Raw genomic sequence first — 20862 nt, forward strand, 5'->3', positions numbered from 1 at the left:
TTTGCCGCACCACAGCCTGGAGTCGCGTCAAAACGTGCATGAATCAGGCTGGCATTTCTGGGTCGCAGGCAAGTCCAAAAGGTCTGCGGCACGCCTTCGCCGTCGCCTCGCTGCAATCCGGTGTGCCGATCAATTTTGTGCGCAAATGGCTTGGTCATTCCCGCTTGGCAACCACCGAAATCTATGCCGATGCCGTTGGCGAAGAAGAGCAGAAAATCGCCAGTCGGTTGTGGGGTACATTCTGAACCCATTTCACTGAACAGAATGCCCCATTCTGTTTAAAAGTAGTCATCTTACTTAAAAAATGTTACCAGACAGAAAAAAGGAACAATAAATAAAATGTCCACAGAAAGAAAACTAGGCTACAAACAAGAAAAATGCCCTGGATGCCTTTCAAAAAATATTATCAAATATTTTGATTATGACAGTTTTAACATAATGTCTTGCATCGAATGCAAGACAGCATTTGTTTATAATATACCTTCAGAGAAAGAAATATTTAATTTTTACAAATCATCATACACTACAAATGGAGATTTTATCCCAAATCAAAACATATTCCGTATCCTAAAATATCGACTACTTGGAAAATATTTGATATCGAAAGCAAGAAACAATAATGGAATTCGTCTATTAGAAATAGGATGTTCCCAAGGATATCTTATGCACGCACTGCAAGGAAATAAAAATATATACACAGAAGGAATTGATTACGCTGAAGGGCCAATCTCTTATGCCACCTCTCAAGGTCTAAATGCTTTCAATTGCTCAATATGGGAGAGGGGCTATAAAGATGGGGATTTTCAAATTATTGCAGCCTTACATGTGGTTGAACATTTTCAAGATCTAACAGATCATCTAAACGAAATACATAGAATATTAAGCATTGGGGGAATATTCTATAGCGTTATCCCGTGCATTTCTCATATCAAGGCAAAATTGGCAGGTAAAAAATGGAAATATTTTGGACCTCCAGGACATCTTTGGTACTTTTCTGCTTTGGGGTATTTGCGCCTATTGGAGCGACATAATTTTCATATTGAAAACTCATCTTTACTTTCCAACAGATCACATCTCAGAGTCATTGCCAGAAAAATATATTAACGATTTAAATTTTAAAATAAAAAATAATTATTTAAATTGTCAGTTCTAAGCTTATAAATGAAATTTCAATAAATCGTTATCGCATCAACCGCCCCACCCCCTCACCCGCCATCCCGATCCCGCATCAAATTGGGGTTGGCCGGGTCGATAATCTCCTCGTCCATGGGCCGACCGGCCAACATACGGGTCAAACCCACACTGGCTGGACGCCGCAATCCGACAGGCAGGGTTTCCGTGGAGTCCGGGGAAGCGGTTGTGTCTGTTCCCTCTTCATGCGCGATTGCCTTTGAGCGGGTTTCCGTCATAATCATGGCCTCCTGATCCGATGTGGATCGTCCGATACGATCCCAATTGATCCATAGATTAGCACAAATCGCGCGATCATAGACATGGCAGAAATCATTCTGACGGCCTTCAATGCCCGTTTTTCCCATCCTTCCATGGGACTGCGCTGTCTGCTGGCCGGTCTGGGACGCTGGCGGGAAAAGGCCCGTCTGATCGAATTCGACCTGGAAAAACGTCCCGAAGAGGCGGTGGAGGTGATTCTGGCCCAACAACCGCGCATTATCGGTTGCGGGGTATATGTCTGGAATACCGAACTGGTCACCCGCTTCGCCACCCTGTTGAAAACAATCCGTCCGGAAGTGGTTTTGGTACTGGGGGGACCGGAGGCCGCCCATGCCCTGGATGATCACCCCCTGGCTCAACTCGCGGATCATCGGGTGGAGGGGGAAGGCGAGGTGATCTTCGCGGCGATCTGTGACGCCATCCTGGCTGACGGACCCCCACTGCCCCGCAAAATCACGGCCCCCGCCCCGGATCTGGCCACCCTGCCTTTCCCTTATGACGAATACGACAGCCAGGATCTGGCCCATCGCCATCTGTATGTGGAATCCTCCCGGGGATGTCCCTACCGGTGCGCATTTTGTCTTTCCGCCCTGGATGCCGCCGTGCGTCGTTTCCCCCTGCTCCCGTTCCTGAAAGAGATGGAGCGGTTGCTGGAACGGGGTGGGCGTCATTTCAAGTTTGTGGACCGCACCTTCAACCTGGGGGAGAAACACGCCACGGCGATTCTGGATTTTTTCCTGGCGCGCCTGGACACTCCGGGGATTTTTGTTCACTTCGAGATGGTTCCGGACCGGCTCACACCCGCCATCCAGGAACGTCTGGCCGCTTTCCCCCCCGGAACCTTGCAACTGGAGATCGGCATTCAGTCTTTCAACCCCACGGTATTGCAGGCCATCCAGCGCCAGCAGGATAACCCCCGCGCCGAAGAAAATTTGCGCTGGCTGCTCACCGCCACCCACGCCCATATCCATACGGATCTGATCATCGGACTGCCTCATGAAACCCTGGAAAGCTTTGCCCAGGGCTTTGACCGCCTGATCACCATCCAACCCCATGAAATCCAGGTGGGCATTCTGAAACGACTGGCCGGAACCCCTCTTGTCTCCTCATGTCCCGACGCGGAGATGATTTTCGACCCCTTCCCCCCTTATGAACTCCTGGCCAACCGAAACCTGGATTTCATGACCTTGCGGCGACTCAAACGTTTTGCCCGTTATTGGGATCTGGTGGGCAATTCGGGTCGTTTTCCCCACACCCTGCAAACAGTGTTTCAGGATCACTCCCCGTTTCAAATCTTCCTGACGTTTGCGGACTGGTTGTTCACCGCCACCCATCAGACCCACCAGATCGCCTTGCCCCGTCTGGCCAAACTGGTGCAGGAAGGGTTTGCCGCCAACCCGGTTTTGGATCCGATCCGGATCAATCAGGCAATGGAACGGGATCTGCGTCAATTGCAACGCGCCGACACAACCCCCCGCGCCGCCAAAGCACCACCCCGACAGAGGCGTCATTTGGCCCCTGTTGTCCCAACCGAACAATCATAAACCGGCCTATTTATAAACAAAACGGATTATGATTCAAACCCCCCTTCAATACAATTCAGGAGAGTGCATGCCATGACCGACACCAAAGAAAACAACACCATCAGCGCCACCAACATCGCCAAAGAGATCGGAGTGAGCGATACCAAGGTCAAAAAGGTCATCAAGGAACTGGGCATCGAACCGGCGGCCAAACGGGGGGTCTGCTGTTTCTATGCCCGGGATGACATTCCCAAGATCAAGGAAAAGCTGGGAGTCTGATTCCCAAAGCATCCAAGCCGATCACCCGGTTTACGCATGGTTGCGCAATTTCAGCTCCAGGGGATGGGGGTGGAGATACCATTGCCCGGAGAGATAAGGCGGCGCGAATTTGCGCACATAGTGATTGAGCAGGGTGATCGGCACGATCAACGGGATACGCTCGGCCCGATAGGCGTCGAGCAACTCCAGCATTTCGGCTTTTTCGTCCGCACTCAGATGGGCCTTGAGAAAGCCCATCATGTGCATCAGTGCATCGACGTTTTTCTTCGGGGTGGCCAGACGTTTCAAGCCTTCCATCAGCAAGGCGCCATAGGCGTCCAGGGGCAGGTCCCCACCCTTTTGCATGCCCCCCGTCACTCCTCCCAACTGACGCATGTGGGTGGGACTGTGGGCCATGATCAAAAATTTATGCCGGGTGTGAAACGCCACCAGCGCCTGGGCTGAAGGGTTTTCCAACAACTCCCGCCAGCGCTGGTAGACGAATACCCGTTCGATGAAGTTCTCCCGCAGCGCCGCATCGTTCAACCGGCCCTCTTCTTCGATGGGCAACAGCGGAAACGCGGCCCCCAAGGCCTGAGCGAATATCCCCACCCCCTGCTGAACGGGCATGCCATTCTCCCGGTAGACCCGCACCCGCTCCAGGCCACAGGAAGGGGAATCCCGCTTCAGGATGAAACCGCACAGCCCCTCGTCTGCCAAGGCACCCACCAACCGCCCGGCGGCCTCTTGCAAGGGGAGGGTCAACTCTCGGCGGGTTTTCTGGCTGATCACCCGGGGCTGTTCCGGTTCACCTTCCAGACGGATTGGTTCGCGGGGAATACCGAAACCGGCTTCGACCTCCGGACAGACCGGCACAAAACGACAAAACGGACCCAGCACACCCGTGATGTAGCTGCTGTGTTTGTGCCCGCCATCGTAGCGGACCTCATGGCCGAGCAGGCATTGACTGACACCGAGGGCGATGGATGACTCTTCCGACATGGGGCGAGGCTCCTATGAGGCGAGACGGATGTATCCACGGTTGACTTATACAAAACCACCCGCAAGAAACGCTCCACAAATCCAAAAAGGGTCTCCCCATCCCTTAAAGCCACCTTTTGCCCAACAATGCAGCAGCGGATGGAGAAAAATCACCGAATTTTACAGGGGTGCGTCTGGTTGACGGTGGAAGAAACAGACAAAAAACGCTACACTTTCATCCCTGGCGGTCGGCATGGATCCAAGAAGACCACCCAAACCAAAAAAACACCCATCTTGTCACGTAAGGAGCCGGACACCCCATGTCCCAGATGTCCCAGGAACCGTCCGGTTCCGAAGCCAATCCACTGTCATCCGTCAAACAGGCCCTGCTGGCCGTGCGGGAAATGAGCGCCAAACTCAAGGCCATGGAGGCCACCCGCAGCGAACCCATTGCCATCATCGGCGCCAGTTGCCGTTTTCCCGGCCAGGCCGACTCTCCGGAACAGTTCTGGGAACTTCTGAAGAACGGTGTGGACGCCATCACCTCGGTTCCGCCGGATCGCTGGAACGCCGATGCCTGGCACGATCCCGACCCGGACAAACCCGGTACCATCAGCACCCGCTTCGGGGGGTTCATCGGGGATCCGACCCCCTTCGATCCCCAGTTCTTTGAAATCTCCCGCCGGGAGGCCGCCAGCCTCGACCCGCAACAGCGCCTGCTGCTGGAACTCACCTGGGAGGCCCTGGAACGGGCCAACATTCCCCATGAGGCGCTCCGGGGCCAGTCCGCCGGGGTGTTCGTGGCCATGAGTAATGTGGATTATGCCCTGCTCATGCACAAAAACCGGGATCCCAAGGAGATCGACGCCTATTTCATCACCGGCAACGCCTCCAGCGTGGCGGCGGGACGGCTCTCTTATTTTCTCGGGGTGACCGGGCCATCGCTTTCCGTGGACACCGCCTGCTCCTCTTCGCTGCTGGCCACCCATCTGGCCTGTCAAAGCCTGCGCCAGCGGGAGTGCGATCTGGGTCTGGTGGCCGGGGTGAATCGCATCCTGATTCCAGAGGTGAGCGTCAATTTCTCCAAAGGGCACATGCTGGCCCCGGATGGTCGCTGCAAAACCTTCGACGCCCGGGCCGACGGCTACGCCCGGGGAGAAGGGTGCGGCGCCCTGGTGCTCAAACGGTTGTCGGACGCCCTCCGCGACCAGGATACCATTCTGGCGGTGATTCGCAGCTCGGCGGTCAATCAAGACGGGGCCAGCGGCGGTTTGACCATTCCCAGCGGTCTGGCCCAGGAACGGGTCATCCGTCAAGCCCTGAGCAACGCCAATCTCAAACCTTCCCAGATCGATTATGTGGAAACCCATGGCACCGGCACCCCGCTGGGAGATCCCATCGAGGTGGATGCCCTGGCGAAAGTGTTCGGTTCGGACCGTGGGGCGGATCGCCCCTTGATGATCGGATCGGTCAAGACCAACTTCGGCCATCTGGAATCCGCCGCCGGCATGGCGAGCCTGCTCAAGACCACCTTGGCGTTGCGGCATCGGGCCATTCCCCCCCATCTGCACTGTCACACCCCCTCGCCCCACATCGACTGGAAAAAAGCCCCCATCACCGTGCCCAACCGCCTGACCCCCTGGCCGAACACCGGCAGCGAACCCGCCAGGGCCGGCATCAGCTCTTTCGCCTTTGGCGGCACCAATGTCCACATGATTTTGGAAGAGGCCCCGGCCCCAATCGCTGCCGCCCCGTCCGCCGCTCCCCTGGCTCCGCCGCCTCCCCTGGCCCTGCTCCCCCTGGCCGCCAAAAGTCTGCCCGCGCTCCAGGCCCTGGCCCGACGCCACGCCGCCCACCTGACCGACAACCCGGATCAATCCTGGTGGGACATCTGCCACACGGCGGCCACCGGTCGCACCGGATTCCGGCATCGGCTGGCCCTGGTGGCTCCGACCACCGCCGACGCCCCGCTGTCGGAGGTGCTGAACCACTTTGCCGAAAACCGTATCGATAAAACCTTCATGCGCGGTCGCGCCTCCTGGGGTCTGGTGCCCGGAGAGGAAAGCCCCACCGGTCTGCCTCCCAGAATCGCCTTTTTGTTCACCGGCATGGGCTCCCAATACCTGGGCATGGGGCGGGAACTCTACCAGTCCCAGCCCGTGTTCCGGGAGACCCTGGATCAATGCGATGACATCCTGCGACCCTGGCTCACCCCCTCCCTGCTGACCGTGCTGCACGGCACGGATCCGGCCCCGTTGAACCAGCCCGAATACGCCCATTCGGCGATCTTCGCCGTGGCCTGCGCCCTGACCCGGCTGTGGCGCTCCTGGGGGATCGAGCCGAGCGTGGTGCTGGGTCACAGCATCGGGGAGTACGCAGCAGCCTGGGCGGCGGGCATGTTCTCCTTGGAAGAGGGATTGCGGGTGATCGTCCAGCGGGGTCGGTTGATCGGATCCTTGGCCGCTGGTGGCAAAATGGCCCTGGTGGCCACCGGCGAGGAGGAGGTCCAACGGGCCATCGCCCCCCATGCCGCCCGCGTGGCCTTGGCGGCGATCAACGGTCCGGCCTATTGCACCATCTCCGGCGACGGGGAACGGGTGGAGCAACTCCTGGCCGACTTTGCCGAAGCGGGCATTCCCGGCCAACTGCTCAAAAGCGACCACGCGGTCCACTCACCTTTGGTGGAACCGATTCTGGCGGAGTTCGAGCAACTTTTGACCGCTCTCCCCCTGACCGCACCCAAACTGGAGCTGATCACCAATCTCACCGGCAAACGGGCCACGGCCCACATGGAAACGCCGGGCTACTGGCGTCAGCAGATGCGTCAACCGGTGCGTTTCGCCGACGCCATTCTGGCCGCCCGACAGGCCGGATGCACTGCTTTTGTGGAAATCGGTGCCCAGCCGGTACTGATCGGACTGGGCAGCATGGCGCTGCGGGAGTTGACCCCGGAACCCCTCTGGCTGGCCAGCCTCAAGGAGGGACAAGGTGAATGGTCGATGCTGCTGCGTTCCCTGGGCACCTTGTACACCCACGGGGCTTCTGTGGAATGGAAATCCTTCTATCGGGATTACGCCTGCCAGCGGGTCACGCTGCCCACCTATCCGTTTCAGCGTTCCTATTGCTGGTACACGGAGACCCCCACGCTCCCCACCCCCTCCCAGCCCGAACCCGTTGCGGAACCCGTCGACATGACCACCCACACCCCATCCGACAACCCCGGCCCCCGCATTCCGCAACGGCTGCAACAGCTCATCGCCCAGCAGTTGCGGGCCAATCCCGAGGAGGTGGATCTGCATACCCCCTTCCTGGAGATGGGAGCCGACTCGCTGATTCTCATGGAGATTCTCCAGGCCATCGACAAACGCTTCGGGGTACGCATCGCCATCCGGCGCATTTTCGAGGATCTGTCCACCCCCGACGCCGTGGCCAACCACATCGCCCACGCACTGCCCGCCGACTGGTGCGACCCGGACGATCAGGCTCCGGCACCCGCTGCAACACCCGCTGCGGTCACGGCGGCGGCACCCCAGACGACAACGATCACCCCTCCCCCGGCTCCGAACGTGACGACGACGGCCACCCTGGCCGCCGCCACGGCTCCCGGATCGGCCATCGAACAGGTGGTGATGCGTCAACTGGAACTGATGACCCAACAGTTGGCCCTGCTGCGGGGAGAACCCCTCCCGGCCTCCCCGACGGCTGGCATTGCCACGCCAGCCGGACCGCTCCCCACCGCCCCGGCCAAACCCCAGGGGCAGACCGGGGGCCATTTCGCCTCGTTCCACGACCAGGACGCCAGCGCCCTCACCCCCTCTCAGCAGGCCTTCCTGGATGGTTTCATCCAACGTTACATCCAGCGCACCCAGACCTCCCGCACCCGTGCCGAACAGGAGCGGATCCACTGGGCGGATGTGCGTTCGTTGATGGGCATGCGTCCGGAAACCAAACGCCTGAGCTATCCGATTCTCTCCTCGGAGGCCACGGAGAGCGGATTCATCGATCTGGACGGCAACCACTATGTGGATCTGGCCAGCGGATTCGGTGCCCATCTGTTCGGTTTGAAAGCCCCCTTCATCACCCAGGCCATGCAGGCCCAGATCGAAAAAGGGGTGCATCTGGGGCCCCAATCCGCGGTGAGTGGAGAGGTGGCGAGACTGATCCGGGAGTTGACCGGGGTGGAACGGGTCGCCTTTTGCTGCACCGGCACCGAGGCGGTGATGTCGGCCATCCGGCTGGCCCGGGCCGCCACGGGACGCACCCGCATCGCCATGTTCTCCGGCTCCTATCACGGCCACTCCGACGGCGTGCTGGTGATGGCGGGCAAAGTGGATGGCCAGGCCTGCACTGTACCCATGGTGCCCGGAGTGCCTCCGGGTCCGGTGGCAGAGACCCTGATTCTCAACTACGACAAACCCGACGCCCTGGAGACCATCCGCGCCCACGCCGACTCCCTGGCGGCCATCCTGGTGGAACCGGTCCCCAGCCGCCAACCCACCCTGCAACCCAAGGCCTTCTTGCATCAGTTGCGCGCCTTGACCCTGGAGCTGAACATTCCCCTGATCTTCGACGAAATGATCACCGGTTTCCGCATCGAAGCCGGAGGGGCGCAGGCCCATTTCGGCGTGGAAGCGGATCTGGTCACCTATGGCAAGGTCTTGGGCGGGGGACTGCCCATGGGCGTGGTGGCGGGCAAGGCGCGTTTCATCGATCAGGTGGATGGGGGATTGTGGCGGTTCGACGATCCGGACTCCTTCCCCAGCCACGAAACCACCCTGGCCGGTGCGGGCACCTTCCGGCGTCATCCCCTCTCCCTGGCGGCGGCCCTGGCCATTCTCACCCGCATCAAAGACGAAGGCCCGGCTTTGCACGCACGCTTGAACCAACGGGCCGAACGGCTGGAAAACGACCTGCACGCCTTTTTCCAATCCAAAAAAGTCCCGGTGCGCATCGCCCGGTTCGGTTCGTTGTTCCGCTTTGTGCAAAGCGGCAACTTCAGCTACACCTATCAGCCGTTGGAAATGGATCTGCTGCACTATGGGTTGATCGAAAAGGGTATCTATCTGTGGGAAGGACGCACCTGTTTCGTCTCCACCGCCCACACCGACTTAGACATGGAACAGGTGGTCAACGCGGTCAAGACCACGGTGGAAGAACTGCTGAACGCAGGCTTTTTCCCCAGCGCCGGACACACCCCCACCCCGCCCGCGCCGGTGGAAAGAATCCTCCCCTTGAGCGACGCCCAAACCCAGTTGTGGATGCTGGATCAGATGCATCCGGACAGCTCCTTGTGCAATCTGAGTTTCACCAATCTGGAGTTGCATGGTCCCCTGGACCCGGAGGCCCTGCACGAGGCGGCCCGTCGGGTGATCCAGAGGCACGACGCCCTGCGCACCACGATTGCGCCCCACGCACCCCAACAGACCGTGCTGCCCGCCGTGGCGTTCACCATTCCCCTCACGGATCTGTCCCACCTGGACGAATCCGCCCGTCAGGCGGAACTGACCCGCTGGTTTCAGCAAGAGGCAGCCACTCCCATCGACATCACCCAACCGCCTCCCTTCCGGCTCACGGTGATCCGTCTGCAACCCGAGCGGCATCGTCTGGTCTTCGCCGCCCACCACATTCTGATCGACGGCATGTCCCTGGTGGTGTTGCTGCGGGAGCTGTTCACCCTCTACACCGACTTGAAACAAGGCATCTCCACCCCGTTGCCCCCGGCCATGCCCCTGGACCATTACCTGAACTGGCGGCAGGCCTGCGACCGCTCCGTGGAGATGCAACCCCACGAAGCCTACTGGCTCGACCAGTTCTCCGGTCCTCTGCCGGCCCTGGAGCTGCCCTGGGACCGCCCGCCCCGCCAGACCAGCGACTATCGGGCCGCACGGGCGGTGCTGCGCATCGAAAACACCTTGTATCAATCCCTCAAAAAGGTGTGCGCTCAGTTCAATAGCACCCTTTTCATGGTGCTGCTGTCCACCTATCAACTCTTCTTGCACCGGCTGTCCAACCAGGATGAGCTGGTGGTGGGCATCTTAGTGCTGGGACGGCCCCCCGCCGCCCAGAAACAACCGCTGATCGGCTACTGCTCCCACATTCTGCCCCTGAAAAGCCGACTGGAGGGCAATCCCGATTTCGCCGCGTTCTTGAAGGGGGTCAAGCAGACCCTGCTGAACGCCCTGGAGCATCAAAACTACCCCTTCGCCCGGCTGATCGACCGGTTGCAAGCCCAACACCACGATGCCCACACCGCGCTGATGGCCACCACCTTCAACATGGACCATCCCATCGAATTGGGGGATGCGCTGGGATTGCAGGCGGAATGGTTTCCACAGCCGATCCATGTATTGGACAACGCCTTGAGCGTCAACGTCACCGAGATCCAGGGGGAGCTGGTGGTGGAGTTCGACTACAGCACCGAGCTGTTCGATCCCGCCACCCTGGAACGCTGGAGCGGCCATTTCCACACCCTGCTGGCCTCCATGGTCGCCGACGCGCAAGGCATCACCCCGCCCACACCGGTACGCAACCTGCCCCTGCTCACGTCAAAAGAACGCCACCACATCTTGACCGCCTGGAATCAGCCCCGGTATCTGTCGTTCCGCCATGGCACGTTCGACGCCCTGCATCAAGGCGTCGAACGCCATGCCGTCGAGAACCCGGAGGCCATGGCCCTGCGCCTCGATGACCGGGTTCTCAGTTATGGTGACCTCAACGCCCGCTCCAACCGGCTGGCCCATCACCTGATCCGCTCCGGGGTTGGCCCCGGCTCCCGGGTGGGGCTGCTGGTGGAACGCTCCTTGGAGATGATCGTGGCCCTGCTGGCCATTCTCAAGGCGGGCGGGGCCTATGTGCCCCTGGATCCGGAAACCCCCACGGCCCGACTGGCTTTCGTGATCGAAGACGCCGGATTCGCCGGCATCGTCACCCATGCCGCCCTGGCCCCCCGGCTGCCCCCATTGCCGAATCACGCGAATCAGGCGGCGCTCCGGGTGATCCTGGATGACTGCTGGTCAGCGCTGCCGGAATCCGACTCCGGCAATCCCGACCTCCCCATCCAGCCCGACCAGCCCGCCTATGTGATCTACACCTCCGGATCCACCGGGGAACCCAAAGGGGTGGTGGTGGAGCATCACACCATCGTGCGCCACTGTCTGGATTACGGGGCCATGCTGGAAATCACTCCGGCGGATCGGGTGTTGCAGTTCAGCGCGTTGCATTTCGATTTTTCGGTGGAAGACATCTTCACCCCGTTTCTGGCCGGAGCCGGGCTGGTGTTGCGAGGTCCGGAGATCTGGACCGCCGCCGAGTTCAACCGTCAGGTGGGCCAGCACGGCATCACCCTGGCGGGTCTGACCCCGGCCTATCTGCAACCCCTGGTCCACGCCTGGGAAAACCATCCCCGCGAAGCCCCCCATAGCCAGCTCCGCTGCGTCACCGTCGGCGGAGACGCGGTGCCCAAGAGTCTGGTGGAGCAGTATCAACGCACCCCCATGGGGGCCGTACCCCTGTGGAACACCTACGGACCCACCGAAGCGGTGGTCACCGCCTTGGTGCATCCCATCGGCCCGGTAGCGCAAGAGACCCATCCCCGCGTTCCCATTGGCCGTCCGTTGGGACGACGTACCGCCTGCATTCTCGACCCCCAGGGGGAACCCCTGCCCATCGGGGTGCCCGGCGAACTGCATCTGGGGGGCATGGAGTTGGCCAAGGGATATCTCAACCGCCCGGAACTGACCCGGGACCGTTTCATTCCCGACCCCTTCAGTCCCCATGCCGGCGCCCGGCTGTACAAAACCGGAGACCGTGCCCGTTATCTGCCGGACGGACAGATCGATTTTCTCGGGCGCATCGACACCCAAACCAAAATTCGCGGCTTTCGCATCGAGATGGGCGACATCGAATCCACCCTCACGCGCCACGCGGGGATCCGGGAGGCGGTGGTCCAACCCCATGTCCAAGAAAACGGGGAGACCATCCTGGTGGCCTATCTGGTCCACACCCGGCAACCGCCCCCCACGGATTCCCGGTTGCGCGCCCATCTGCAAACCCAGTTGCCGGACTACATGATCCCCTCCCATTTCATCCACCTGGAGGCGCTGCCTCTGACCAGCAACGGCAAGGTGGACCGGCGGGCGCTGCCGGCACCGAAACGCGACTCCGCGGATCCGGATGATCTGGTGGCTCCCCGCACCCCCACGGAACAGACCATGGCCCGGATCTGGAGCGCCCTGCTGGACAGGACGGAAATCGGCATTCATCACAATTTCTTCGATCTGGGGGGCCATTCGCTGCTGGCGGTTCAGGTCATCTCCCAGGTGCGCGACCGCCTGACGGTGGAGTTGCCCATCGGCCTTTTCTTTCAATATCCCACCATCGCCGGACTGGCCGAACGCATCGACGCCGCCTTGGGCATTGCCCTCAACGACCATTCCGACACGGAACGCGAGGAGTTCGTCTTTTGAGCCACTCATCCCCCTCCATCGAATCCCTGCTTTCCGAACTGCGCGGCCTGGGCATCGCCGTACTGGCCGACGGGGAGAATCTGCGGGTCAGCGCCCCCAAAAACAGCATGACCGCCGCCTTGCGCCAACAGGTGGCCGACCGCAAAACCGAGCTTTTGGCCCATCTCCGGCACGAAGCCGCCCAAAGCGCCACCATCCGGATCACCCAACCGGAAGCCGGAGCCCGCACCATTCCGGTCGTGCCCCGTCATCCGGATCAGGAGTTGCCCCTCTCTTTCGCCCAGCAACGGTTGTGGTTTCTGGATCAACTGGAAAGCGGCTCCACCTGGAACATCCCCGCCGCCTTGCGCATGACCGGCCCGTTGAACCGCGCCGCGCTCACCCACGCCTTGAATGATCTGGTGGCCCGTCACGAGGTGTTGCGCACCTCTTTCGGCAAAGGACGCGACGGGGAGACCCCCATCCAGATCATCGCCCCTCCGGCGCTTGTGGCGCTGCCGGTGATCGACCTGGAACCCCTGGACCCGGAACAGCAGCAAGCCGAAGTGCGACGCTGGATCACCCAGGGAGAGGATTACCGATTCGATCTGGCCACCGGCCCCCTGATGTGGGTCCACCTGTTGCGGCTCTCCGACACCGCTCATCTGCTGCTTTTGACCCTGCACCACATCATCGCCGATGGCTGGTCCGTGGGGGTGTTGATCCACGAGGTGGCGGCGCTGTATGCCCGGCATGCCGGCTCTCCGGCTCCCGTGGCCCTGCCGGAGTTGCCGATCCAGTACGCGGATTTCGCCGTCTGGCAACGGGGCTGGTTGCAAGAAGGGGAGCTGGACCGTCAACTCGCCTACTGGCAAAAAACCCTGACCGGCGCCCCGGCCCTGTTGGAACTGCCCACGGACCGGCCCCGACCGGCGCAACAGACCTTTCGCGGCGCGGTGGAGCGCTTCTCCTTCGGTCCCGCCCTCACCCAGGGGTTGCGCCAGTTGAGCCGCGACAACCAAACCACCTTGTTCATGACCCTGCTGGGTGGGTTCACGGTGCTGCTGTCTCGTTACAGCGGACAGTCCGACCTCGTGGTCGGCTCGCCGGTGGCCAACCGCAACCGGGCCGAACTGGAAGGCTTGATCGGATTTTTCGTCAATACCCTGGTGTTGCGCCTGGATCTCTCCCGGGAACCCACCTTCCGCACCCTGCTGCAACAGATCCGCCAGACCACCCTGGATGCCTACGCCCATCAGGATGTGCCTTTCGAGCATCTGGTGGAACGGCTCAAACCGACCCGCACCCGCAGTTACTCGCCGTTGTTCCAGGTGATGTTCATCCTGCAAAACACCCCGGAAACCCGGCTCGAACTGCCGGAGATGACCATTCACCTGCAAGACCAGGAACAGATCCCGGCCAAATACGATCTGCTCCTGGGCATGGAAGAGCATGCCTCCGGCCTCAAAGGAGAGTTCGAGTACAATACCGACCTGTTCGATCCGACCACCATCCAGCGCATGATCGGACATTTGGAAACCGTACTGCACGCCGCCGTTCACAATCCGGATCAATCCTGCGCCCGCATGCCCCTGCTGACTCCGGGGGAATACCAGCTCATGGTCCATGACTGGAACCGCTCCCCCTGTCCGGAACCGGAGACCACCTGTCTGCACACCCTGATCGAAGCCCAGGTGGCCCGCACTCCCGAGGCTCCCGCTTTGGTCTTTGAAGGCACGACCCTCAGCTACCACGCCCTCAACCAGCAAGCCAACCAACTGGCCCACCACCTGATCGCCCTCGGCGTGCAGCCGGGCACCCTGGTGGGCATCTGCCTGGATCGGTCGCTGCAAACGGTCATCGGAGTGCTGGCGATTCTCAAGGCGGGGGGGGCCTATGTGCCCATGGATCCCTATCATCCACCGGAACGGCTCTCCTTGCTGATCGAAGACGCCCGACTGGCCTTCCTGGTGACCCAAAGCCCGATCCTGGCCCGGCTGCCCGCCCATCAGGCCCGCACCATTCTGCTGGACTCGGAAGCCGAAACCATTCGCAGCCGCCCCGCCACCAATCCCGACACCCGGGTCACGCCACTGCATCCCACCTATGTCATCTACACCTCCGGCTCCACCGGACGGCCCAAAGGGGTGGTGATCCGTCACGACCGGCTGGTGCGCATGTTCCTGGTGATGCGGGAGTGGTACCAGTTCGACGCCCGGGATGTCTGGTCCCTGTTTCACGCCTTCTCGTTCGATTTTTCCGTCTGGGAGATGTGGGGCGCGTTGCTGTTCGGGGGACGGTTGGTGGTGGTCTCCCGGGATACCGCCCGCTCCCCGGAGGCGTTTTACGAGCTGTTGCACAGCGAACGGATCACCATCCTCAACAACAACCCCTCGGTGTTCCAGGCCCTGACCAACCTGGAAGAGTCGGGTCACGCCAAACCCTTGAGCCTGCGGCTGGTGATCTTCGGGGCCGAGCCTCTCAAGCTGCAAAACCTCAAACCCTGGTTCGACCGCCACGGGGACCAAACCCCGCAACTGATCAATCTGTATGGCATCACCGAATCCACGGTCCACACCACCTATCACGCCTTGAGTCGCGCCGATCTGGAGCAGCCCCATCTGCGCATCGGCCCCCCCCGCGCCGAACTGCACCCGTTGTACATCCTGGATGACCACCTGCAACCCGTGCCCATCGGGGTGCCGGGGATTCTGTACGCCGGAGGCATCGGACTGGCCACCGGTTATCTCAACCAGCCGGAGTTGACCGCCAAGGCCTTTCTGCCGGATCCCTTCAATCCCCACCCGGACAGCCGTTTGCAACGCACCGGGGATCTGGCCCGTTTTCTGCCGGATGGCAACATCCACTTTCTGGGACGCAAGGATTATCAGGTGAAGGTGCGGGGATTCCGCATCGAACTCGGAGAGATCGAAGCCAATCTGGCCCAACACCCGGACCTCTACGAAGCCGCCGCCACCACCTGGGAGCCGCAACCGGGAGACAAACGGCTGGTGGCCTATGTGGAGGTGGAAAAGGGACACACTCCCCCCACCGCCGCAGAACTGCGGGCCTATCTCAAACGCAAGCTGCCGGATTACATGGTTCCGGCCCTTTTCCAGATCCTGGAGGCCCTGCCCCGCTCCCCGAACGGCAAGGTGGACCGGCGTCTGCTCACCCCTCCGGCCAGCGACGACGCCCCTGCGACCCCGGCCAGCCAGGACCCGTTGCGCACCCCCACCGAAGAGATGGTCGCCGCCACCTGGGGCGCGTTGCTGAATCGCCCACGGGTCAACCGCGCGGATCATTTTTTCGAACTGGGGGGACACTCCCTGATGGCCACACGGGTCATGGCCCGGCTGCGGGATCTGTTCGCGCTGGATCTGCCCCTGACTTTGCTGTTCGACCACCCCACCGTGGCGGATATGAGCGCCCAGATCGACACCGCGCGCCTGCAATCCAATCGCATGCCCCCGCCCCCTCCGATCCGGATCGCCGCCAAGGATGCCGCTTTGCCCCTGTCGTTTTCCCAGCAACGGTTGTGGTTTCTGGAACAACTGGAAGGGGGACTGGCTACCTATCACATGCCCGGCGCCATGGCCCTGACCGGCTCCCTGGACGCCAACGCCCTGGAACGAGCGATCCATGCCATCATCCGGCGTCACGAATCCCTGCGCACCACCTTCCAGGTGATCGACGGGGATCCGGTGCAACGGATCCTGCCCCCGGTGGATCGGCCCATCACCCGCATTCCACTGCCGCCGGGAGAGAGCGTGCAACAACTGGGCAGCGCCGAAATGCAAAAGCCTTTCGACCTGACCCGCGACTTCATGCTGCGGGCCACCCTGATCGAAACCGGCCCCCAGGACCACACCCTGCTGTTCACCTTTCACCACATCGCGGCGGACGGCTGGTCCATCACGATTTTCATCAGTGAATTGATCCAACTGTACAACGCCTTTCTCCAGGGTCAGCCGGATCCCCTGCCCCCGCTGCCGATTCAATACGCGGATTACAGCCAATGGCAACGGCAATGGCTCCAGGGTCCAGTCCTCGACACCCAGTTGGCCTACTGGAAACACCATCTGGCGGATGCCCCGGTGTTGCTGGAACTGCCCACCGACCGGCTGCGCCCGCCGATCCAGACCTATCATGGCGCCGACGCCTATTTCCACGTGGATCCGGAGATCGCGCAGGGCATCGCCCGCTTGAGCCGCGACACCGGCACCACGGTGTTCATGACCCTGCTGGCCGCTTTCACCACCCTGCTGGGTCGTTTGAGCGATCAGCAGGATGTGATCGTCGGCACCCCGGTGGCCAACCGCAACCGCCCGGAAACCGAAGGATTGATCGGCTTTTTCGTCAACACCCTGGCGTTGCGGGTGGATCTCTCCGGGGATCCGGCCTTCCGGGAGCTGCTGGCCCGGGTACGACGCACCACCCTGGACGCCTTCGCCCATCAAGACATCCCCTTCGAGCAACTGGTGGAAGCCCTGCAACCCACCCGCAACTTGAGCCACGCTCCGTTGTTCCAGGTGCTGTTCGCGCTCCAAAACGCCCCCTTCACGCCTTTGGAGATGACCGGCCTGACCATCACGCCCCTGGATCTTTACGGCAAATCGGCCAAATTCGACATCTCCCTCTCCATGGAAGAGACAGATCAGGGGATGACCGGCAACATCGAGTACAACACCGATCTGTTCGACGCCGCCACCATCCAACGCATGATCGGCCATTTCAAAAACCTGCTGGCCAGTCTGGTGGCCCAGCCGGAACTCTCCCTCTCCCGGCTGCCCATGTTGAGCGCCGCCGAACGGCATCAACTGCTGGAAACCTGGAACGACACCCACGCAGACTATCCCAACCGTCATCTCTGCCTGCATCAGTTGTTTGAAGAGCAGGCGCTGCGCACTCCGGAAGCCACCGCCTTGGTGTGCGACGATGGCCGCAGCCTGTCGTATGCGGCCTTGAACCGCAAAGCCAACCAACTGGCCCACCATCTGCGCGCCCTCGGGGTCGGGCCGGACAATCTGGTGGGCATCTGCCTGGAACGCAACCAGGAGCTGGTGATCGCCCTGCTGGCCACCCTCAAGGCCGGAGGGGCCTATGTGCCCCTGGATCCCAACTATCCCCAGGATCGCATCGCCTTCATGCTCGACGACATGCAACAAGGGGATACGGGCGCCCATGGTCCGGTGCTTTTGACCCAGCAATCGATCCGGCCCCAACTGCCCCCGACCCGGGCGCGGGTGATCAGCCTGGATGGCCCGGAGGCTCAGACCATCGCCGCTCTGAGTACCGACACCCCCGCGCCCCTGGCCACACCCGACCATCTGGCCTATGTGATCTACACCTCCGGCTCCACCGGACGGCCCAAAGGGGTGGCCATCGAACACCACAGCCCCGTGACCCTGATCCATTGGACCCAGGGCTATTACGAACGCGCCTGGTTCGATCAGGTGCTGGCTTCGACTTCCATCTGCTTTGACCTGTCGGTATTCGAGTTGTTTGTCCCGTTGAGCTGGGGCGGCACCATCGTCTTGGTGCGAGACGCCTTAGCCCTGCCCGCAGCGGTGGAAGCCGGACACCGGATTACCCTGATCAACACCGTGCCTTCGGCCATGGCCGCGCTGCTGCGTCTGGGACCGCTGCCGGAATCGGTCAAACTGATCATTTTGGCCGGGGAACCCTTCAAGGACACCCTGGCCCACGGCATCTACGCCAATCCGTCGGTGCTGCATTTCTACAATCTTTACGGACCCTCCGAGGATACCACCTACTCCACCTACGCCCGCATTCCGGCGGATCTTCAAGGTGCCCCCTCCATCGGTCGGCCCATCGCCAACACCCAGGCCTACATCCTGGATCACCACCTGGAACCGGTTCCCGTGGGGGTGGTGGGAGAACTCCTGTTAAGCGGCGACGGACTGGCCCGGGCCTATCTCAATCGGCCCGATCTGACCGCCGAAAAGTTCATCCCCAACCCCTTCCGCCCCGGCACCCGCCTGTACAAAACCGGGGATCTGGCCCGCTACCGTCCGGACGGCTCCATCGATTTTCTCGGACGGCGGGATCATCAGGTCAAGGTACGGGGATTCCGCATCGAACTGGGAGAGGTGGAAAACGCGCTCCAGCAACATCCCGACATCCGGGAAACGGTGGTACTGGTACGCGGCGACTCCAACGACAGCCGTTATCTGGCGGCCTACGTGGTGCCCCGGGTCTCCCCCGGCCCCACTGCGGGGGATCTGCGCGCCCACCTGAAAAAACGGGTGCCGGATTACATGGTACCGGCCATCTTCGTTCTCATGCCCGACGGCCTGCCCCTCACCGCCAACGGCAAGCTGGACCGCAAGGCCCTGCCGGATCCGGAACGGTCCCGGGAAGGACTGGAAACCACCCTGGCCGCACCCCGCACCCACAAGGAACGGCTCCTGACCCGCCTGTGGCAAGAGGTGCTGGGTGTGGAACGGGTGGGGATCCACGACAATTTCTTCGAGCTGGGGGGTGACTCCATCTTGAGCATCCAGATCGTGGCCCGGGCCCGTCAGGCCGGGGTAAACCTGACCCTGCGCCAGATCTTCCAGCATCAAACCATCGCCGAACTGGCCCTGATGGCCGACCAGACCAGCGCCGTTCAGGCCGAACAGGGCACCATCACCGGTCCGGTGCCCCTGACCGCCATTCAACGCTGGTTCCTGGATCGTCACACCCCGGCCCCCCACCATTTCAATCAGTCCCATCTGCTCGTCACCCCGCCCCACATGTCGGCGCCATGGCTGAAAGTGGCGGTGGGACAACTGCTGATGTGGCACGACGCCTTGCGCGCCCGTTTCGTGTACCAAGGAGACGTCTGGCATCAAGAGATCGCCCCCCCGGATGACGCCATTCCCTTCACGGTGGAAAATCTCGCCGCCCGGCCCCCGGAGCAATGGCAATCCACCATCGAAGCCCACGCCGAACGTCTGCAATCCACCCTGGACCTGACCCATGGCCCCCTGGTGCGCGTGGTCTTCTTCCAAGGCCCAGACCATCAGCCGGGACGGTTGCTGTTCATCATCCACCACCTGGTCATCGACGGCGTATCCTGGCGCATCTTGCTGGAAGACCTGGAAACCGCCTACGAACAGGCCGCCCAGGGGCAAACCGTCGCGCTTCCATCCAAAACCTCCTCTTTCCGGCAATGGGCGCAGCGGATCACCGCGCCCGCCTTCCTGGAAACCCTGCAACCGGAGCTGGACCACTGGCAACCCGTCGCCACCCGATCCTGCGCCGCATTGCCCCTGGACTGGCCCGACAACCGCTCCCAAAACACCGTGGCCAGCGTGGCCTCCATCCGGGTCGCTCTGGATCCCGAAGAGACCAATGCCCTGCTGCGCACCATTCCGGCTCTGTTTCACACCCAGATCAACGATCTGCTTCTGTCCGCCCTGGCCCAGGCCCTGCGCCAGTGGAGCCGACAGGATGGCCCTTTTCGGGTGGACATGGAAGGACATGGCCGGGAGGAGCTGTTCGAGGATCTGGACATCTCCCGCACGGTGGGATGGTTCACCGCCTTGTTCCCGATCCTGCTGGATCCCGGCACCCCGGAGGCGTGGCCCGCTGGCACCCTCCAAAAAACCACCGCGACCCTGCAAGCCACCCCCCGCCACGGCATCGGCCACGGGCTGCTGCGCCATGTTCAGGATACACCCCTGCGCGCCACCCCCAATGCCGAGCTGAGTTTCAACTATTTCGGCCAATACGACGCCATGCTGGGCGAGTCGCGCCTGTTCACCCTGGCCGCGGAATCCATCGGCTCCACCATCGCCCCGCACGCCCCCCGCAGTCACATCCTGGAACTCAACGGATTCGTCACCGCGGGACGCATGCAATGGGAATTAAGCTTCAGCACCGCCCTGCATCGCCCGGAAACCATCCAACGGTTGGCGGATCTTTTTGTCAGCGCCTTGCGGCAATGGGTTCAACAGGGTCTGGGTCCGGTGGCGCCGGTCCATACCGCTCCTCCTGAGGAATGGACCGGGGAAAGTCTGGATCCGGACGAACTGGACGCCTTGTTGGATGAACTGAACTGAAACCATGCAATCTTTGCTAGAGAAGCTCTTTAAATTGAAGTGTTGATCGGTTATCATGATCCTGCGTTGCGCATCAATCAACTATGGCATAAAAATTGCGTATCGCATTGCCATCGATTCCCATCTCTTGAA

The 20862-nt window shown here is 61.3% G+C and carries 8 protein-coding genes; 6 read left to right on the forward strand and 2 right to left on the reverse strand.

The window, feature by feature from the left end; genetic code table 11:
• Nucleotides 1-245: tyrosine-type recombinase/integrase (locus HQL98_09820; GenBank protein MBF0272346.1), on the forward strand; the 245-nt coding region annotated here is incomplete at its 5' end.
• Nucleotides 246-339: 94 nt separating this feature from the next.
• Complete coding sequence (locus tag HQL98_09825) at nucleotides 340-1104, forward strand: class I SAM-dependent methyltransferase (protein MBF0272347.1); 765 nt, start codon at nucleotides 340-342, stop codon at nucleotides 1102-1104.
• Nucleotides 1105-1205: 101 nt separating this feature from the next.
• Here HQL98_09825 and HQL98_09830 read toward each other — a convergent pair whose 3' ends face one another.
• Nucleotides 1206-1409 (reverse strand): hypothetical protein, encoded by a 204-nt coding sequence (locus HQL98_09830; protein ID MBF0272348.1) that lies wholly within the window; start codon nucleotides 1407-1409, stop codon nucleotides 1206-1208.
• Between the two features lie 84 nt (nucleotides 1410-1493).
• On the opposite strand from HQL98_09830, the gene HQL98_09835 reads away from it, so the two are divergent.
• Nucleotides 1494-2996, forward strand: coding sequence for a B12-binding domain-containing radical SAM protein (locus tag HQL98_09835; protein ID MBF0272349.1), 1503 nt, complete (start codon nucleotides 1494-1496; stop codon nucleotides 2994-2996).
• A gap of 72 nt (nucleotides 2997-3068) precedes the next feature.
• Nucleotides 3069-3254, forward strand: coding sequence for a hypothetical protein (locus HQL98_09840; GenBank protein ID MBF0272350.1), 186 nt, complete (start codon nucleotides 3069-3071; stop codon nucleotides 3252-3254).
• A gap of 30 nt (nucleotides 3255-3284) precedes the next feature.
• Here HQL98_09840 and HQL98_09845 read toward each other — a convergent pair whose 3' ends face one another.
• The gene (locus HQL98_09845; protein ID MBF0272351.1) at nucleotides 3285-4235 is read right to left on the reverse strand and encodes a DUF523 and DUF1722 domain-containing protein; all 951 of its coding nucleotides are present in this window, start codon (nucleotides 4233-4235) and stop codon (nucleotides 3285-3287) included.
• 299 nt (nucleotides 4236-4534) lie between these two features.
• On the opposite strand from HQL98_09845, the gene HQL98_09850 reads away from it, so the two are divergent.
• Nucleotides 4535-12679 (forward strand): amino acid adenylation domain-containing protein, encoded by an 8145-nt coding sequence (locus HQL98_09850; GenBank protein MBF0272352.1) that lies wholly within the window; start codon nucleotides 4535-4537, stop codon nucleotides 12677-12679.
• Complete coding sequence (locus tag HQL98_09855; protein ID MBF0272353.1) at nucleotides 12676-20730, forward strand: amino acid adenylation domain-containing protein; 8055 nt, start codon at nucleotides 12676-12678, stop codon at nucleotides 20728-20730. Before HQL98_09850 ends, HQL98_09855 begins: the two co-directional genes overlap by 4 nt.
• Nucleotides 20731-20862: the final 132 nt, after the last annotated feature.

It is taken from the genome of Magnetococcales bacterium, assembly GCA_015231755.1.
Classification (GTDB): Bacteria; Pseudomonadota; Magnetococcia; order Magnetococcales; family Magnetaquicoccaceae; genus Magnetaquiglobus.